The sequence below is a fragment of the Cupriavidus sp. 05N40 genome (assembly GCF_056397305.1).
Genome location: NZ_JBFTND010000353.1, coordinates 1 through 4,251 on the forward strand (window position 1 = coordinate 1; position 4,251 = coordinate 4,251).

The following is a 4,251-nucleotide window of genomic DNA, read 5'->3' on the forward strand; positions in this document are numbered from 1 at the left end:
CTGGGTATCCTGACCTGGGTATCCTGACGGTGGATCACCAGGTACCGTTCTGGGTGGCGTTCGCGCTGTCGGGCGTGGTGTGCATGGTGGTGGGCTACTTCGTGGGCGTGGTGTCGCTGCGCCTGAAGGGCCATTACTTCTCGATCTTCACGCTGTGCATCGGCTACATCATCTACCTGCTGATCGAGAAATGGGAAAGCCTCACGCACGGCACGGTGGGCCTGATCGGCATCCCGGTGCCGGCGTCGGTGGGCCCGCTGGCGTTCGACAACGTGCAGGCGCAGTACTACCTGGTGCTGTTCTTCCTCGTGATCGGCACCTTCGTGATGCACCGCATCGTCACCTCGCTGCTGGGCCGCAGCTTCATGGCCGTGCGCAACAGCGATGCGCTGGCCGAGGCGCTGGGCATCAACCTGATGCGCACCAAGGTGCTGTCCTTCGTGCTGTCGGTGGGCTATGCGGGCTTTGCCGGCGCGCTGTACGCGGGCCAGGTGCGCTTCCTCGGCCCCGATATCGCGCGCACCGACCTCACCTTCGACATGGTGATGGCGATGCTGGTCGGTGGCACCGGCACGCTGCTCGGGCCGCTGCTGGGCGCGGTGCTGGTGCCGTGGGTGACGCAGACGCTGCAGTTCCTGCAGGACTACCGCATGCTGGTGTTCGGCCCGGTGCTGATCCTGCTCATCATCTTCGTGCCGGACGGCATCGTCGGCTCGTGGGCCAAGCGCCAGGCGAGGCGCGCCGCGGCCGCGCGGCGCGGCGGCAAGAGCCGCGCGCAGGCTCCCGCACCGGCCGCCGGTGCCAACGCAGCCAACGCAGCCAACGCAGCCAACGCAGGGGTCGACCATGCTTGAGATCCGCAACCTGACCAAGAAATTCGGCGGCCTGACCGCGGTAAATGATGTCTCGATCCGCTTCGAGACCGGCCACATCAACGCCATCATCGGACCCAACGGCGCCGGCAAGACCACCTTCTTCAACCTGATCGCCGGCACCCACGCACCCAGCTCCGGCCAGATCCTGCTCAAGGGCCAGGACGTGGCCGGGCTGCGCGCGGACCAGATCGCCCGCCTGGGCGTGGCGCGCACCTTCCAGGCGACCCACCTGTTCGACCGCGCCACCGTGCTGGACAACCTGATCGTGGGCCATCGCCTGCGCACGCATTCCGGCCTGGCCGACGTGCTCTTCAACACGCGGCGGCTGCGCGAGGAAGAGCGCCTGTGCCGCGCCAAGGCGGAGGAAGCGCTGGAGTTCGTCGGCCTTGCGCACCTGGCCCATGAAGTGGCGGCCGACATCACGCAGGAGGAGCGCAAGCGCGTGGCCTTCGCGCTGGCGCTGGCCACCGATGCCGAACTGCTGCTGCTCGACGAGCCCGCCGGCGGCGTCAATCCGGAGGAGACCGTGGGCCTGGCCGAACTGATCCGCAAGATGGTCCGCCATGGCAAGACGGTCTGCCTGATCGAACACAAGATGGACATGATCATGCGGCTGGCCGACAAGATCATGGTGCTCAACTACGGCGAGAAGATCGCCGAGGGGACGCCCGCGCAGATCCAGCAGGATCCGCACGTCATCGAAGCCTACCTGGGAGCCGACCATGTTGCAGCTTGAGCGCGTTTCGCTTTCCTACGGCAGCTTCCGCGCGCTGGAAAACATCACCCTGCACGCCGGCGCCGGCGAGCTGGTGGTGCTGCTGGGCGCCAACGGCGCCGGCAAGAGCTCGATCTTCCTGGCGATGAGCGGCATCCACCGCGCCAGCGGCGGCACCATGCGCTTCGACGGCCGCGAGCTGTCCGGCATGAAGCCCTCGCAGATCGTGCAGGCCGGGCTGGTGCACTGCCCCGAAGGGCGCAAGCTGTTTCCCGCCATGAGCGTGCAGAAGAACCTGACGCTGGGCGCTTACGTCCACCGCCGCGATTCGGCAGGCATCAAGCGCTCGCTCGAAGAAGTGTTCGAGATGTTCCCCATCCTGCGGCAGAAGAAGGACGATCCGGCCGGCTCGCTCTCGGGCGGCCAGCAGCAGATGGTGGCGCTGGGGCGCGCGCTGATGAGCCGCCCGCGCGCGCTGCTGCTCGACGAGCCGTCGCTCGGGCTGGCGCCGCTGGTGGTCAAGCAGATGTTCGAGGTCATCCAGCGCATCAACCGTGCCGGCACCACCGTGCTGCTGGCCGAGCAGAACGCCTACGCGGCGCTTGGCATCGCGCACCGCGCCTACGTGATCGAGAGCGGGCGCATCGTCATGGAAGGCGACCGCGAAACCTTGCTCAAGGATGAGGGAATTCGCCGCGCGTATATCGGCGGCTAGCCCTGGCCGAAGGACAGGGCAGGAAAACAGGGCAGGAAGACAGGACAAGAACGAACGCAGTGCAAACACAACAGGAGACCGCCAGATGCAAACCAAGATGATCCGCCGCTTCTTCCCGCTCGCCGCCACCGCCGTGGCCGCGCTGCTGGCTTCGGGCACCGCCTTCGCACAGGAAGTCGTCAAGCTGGGCTACACCGGCCCGCTGTCGGGCGGCGCCGCCCTGTACGGCAAGAACGTGCTTTCGGGCATCCAGATGGCGGTCGACGAAATCAACGCCGCCGGCCTGGAAGTCAAGGGCAAGAAGGTCAAGCTCGAAGTGGCCGCGCTCGATGACAAGTACGCCCCGGCCGAGGCCGCGATCAACGCGCGCCGGCTGGTGCAGCAGTACAAGACGCCCGCCGTGTTCGTGCCGCACTCGGGTGGCATCTTCGCGCTGCAGGCCTTCAACGAGCAGGAGAAGTTCCTGGTGATGGCGTACTCCAGCGTGCCGCGCATCACCGATGTCAACAACAAGCTGACCATCCGCATCCCGCCGGCCTACACCGGCTATATCGATCCCTTTATCAAGGCGCAGATGAAGCGCTACGGCAAGAACGTGGCGCTGGCGCCGGCCGACCATGACTACGCCAAGGCCTGGGTTCAGGCCTTCGTGCCTGCATGGGAGAGTGCGGGCGGCAAGGTGGTGGCCAACAACCCGATGTCCTAYACCAAGGCMACCGATTTCTACAGCGGCGTGTCGCGCGCGMTAGCCGACAAGCCGGACGTGATGTTCGTGGGCGGCCCGTCGGAGCCGACCGCGCTGGTGGTCAAGCAGGCGCGCGAACTGGGCTTCAAGGGCGGCTTTATCGTGATGGACCAGGCCAAGCTCGACGAGATGTCCAAGGTCACCAACGGCCTGGCCATGCTGGAGGGCTCGATCGGCGTGATGCCGCTGGCCAACGACAGCCGCCCCGCCGCGCAGAACTACAACAACAAATACAAGAAGCTGCACGACGGGCGCGATRCCACCACCGAGATGTCGCTCAACTACACCATGGTGTACGCGCTGGCCGGCGCCATGAAGCTGGCCGGCACCACCACCGACGTGGCGGCGATCCGCGCCAAGATGCCGGAGGCGGTAAAGACGCTGGCCAAGGATGCCAACCCCAACGAGATCGAGAGCATCGACGCCAAGGGCGGCACCGTGGCCGATACCGTGGTGGGCTGGGTGCAGGGCGGCAAGATTGCCCAGGTGCGCCTGTCCGAACTGGCCAAATAAGTCAACTCCGGGGCCGGCGCGCGCGACGCGCCGGCTTGCCGAAGGTCCCGCCCGGCACTCCGGCGGGATTCAGGCCCGCGCACCGGCGGGCTCCTGTCTTGTCACCCCCCGCCTCTCTTCATTGACGCCGCCGACTAGGCATGCTGTTGCTGACGCTGCAGCTCTTGCTGGCGGCGCTGCTGTTCCTGTTGCTGTTGCTGTTGCTGGCGCTGGTGCTCCTGCTGCTGGCGTTGCACATCCTGCTGCTGGCGCTGCATCTGCTCTTGCTGCTGGCGTTGCATCACCTGCTGCTGGCGCTGCTGCTCCTGTACCTGGTGCTCCTGTGCCTGGCGCTCCTGCTGCTGGCGTTGCTGCACGCGCTGCTGTTCCATCTGCTGGCGCTGCTGCTCCTGCTGCTGCCGCTGCATGGCCTGTTGCTGGCGCTGCTGCTCCTGCATCTGGCGCTCCTGCTGCTGGCGCTGCATGTCCTGCTGTTGCTGCATCGCCTGCTGGGCACGCTGCTGCTCGCCGCGCTGGCGCTCCTGCTGCTGGCGCTGCATGTCCTGCTGTTGCTGCATTGCCTGCTGGGCGCGCTGCTGGTCGCCGCGCTGGCGTTCCTGCTGCTGGCGCTGCATGTCCTGCTGTTGCTGCATTGCCTGCTGGGCGCGCTGCTGGTCGCCGCGCTGGCGTTCCTGCTGCTGGCGCTGCA

General features: G+C 66.8%; 5 protein-coding genes. All 5 read left to right on the forward strand.

Translation table 11 applies throughout. From position 1 onward, the window contains the following. Positions 1-854, forward strand: an 854-nt coding sequence (locus AC1DO7_RS39845; RefSeq protein ID WP_477117457.1) for a branched-chain amino acid ABC transporter permease, incomplete at its 5' end; no start/stop codon positions are given. Next, complete coding sequence (locus AC1DO7_RS39850; RefSeq protein ID WP_441614725.1) at positions 847-1,611, forward strand: ABC transporter ATP-binding protein; 765 nt, start codon at positions 847-849, stop codon at positions 1,609-1,611. The genes AC1DO7_RS39845 and AC1DO7_RS39850, both read left to right, overlap by 8 nt. After that, complete coding sequence (locus tag AC1DO7_RS39855; protein WP_441614727.1) at positions 1,598-2,305, forward strand: ABC transporter ATP-binding protein; 708 nt, start codon at positions 1,598-1,600, stop codon at positions 2,303-2,305. Before AC1DO7_RS39850 ends, AC1DO7_RS39855 begins: the two co-directional genes overlap by 14 nt. Before the next feature lie 85 nt (positions 2,306-2,390). Next, on the forward strand, positions 2,391-3,563 hold the full coding sequence (locus tag AC1DO7_RS39860) for an ABC transporter substrate-binding protein (RefSeq protein ID WP_477117458.1): 1,173 nt from the start codon (positions 2,391-2,393) through the stop codon (positions 3,561-3,563). 140 nt (positions 3,564-3,703) lie between these two features. Next, the coding region (locus AC1DO7_RS39865; protein WP_477117459.1) for a hypothetical protein at positions 3,704-4,251 on the forward strand (548 nt) is incomplete at its 3' end.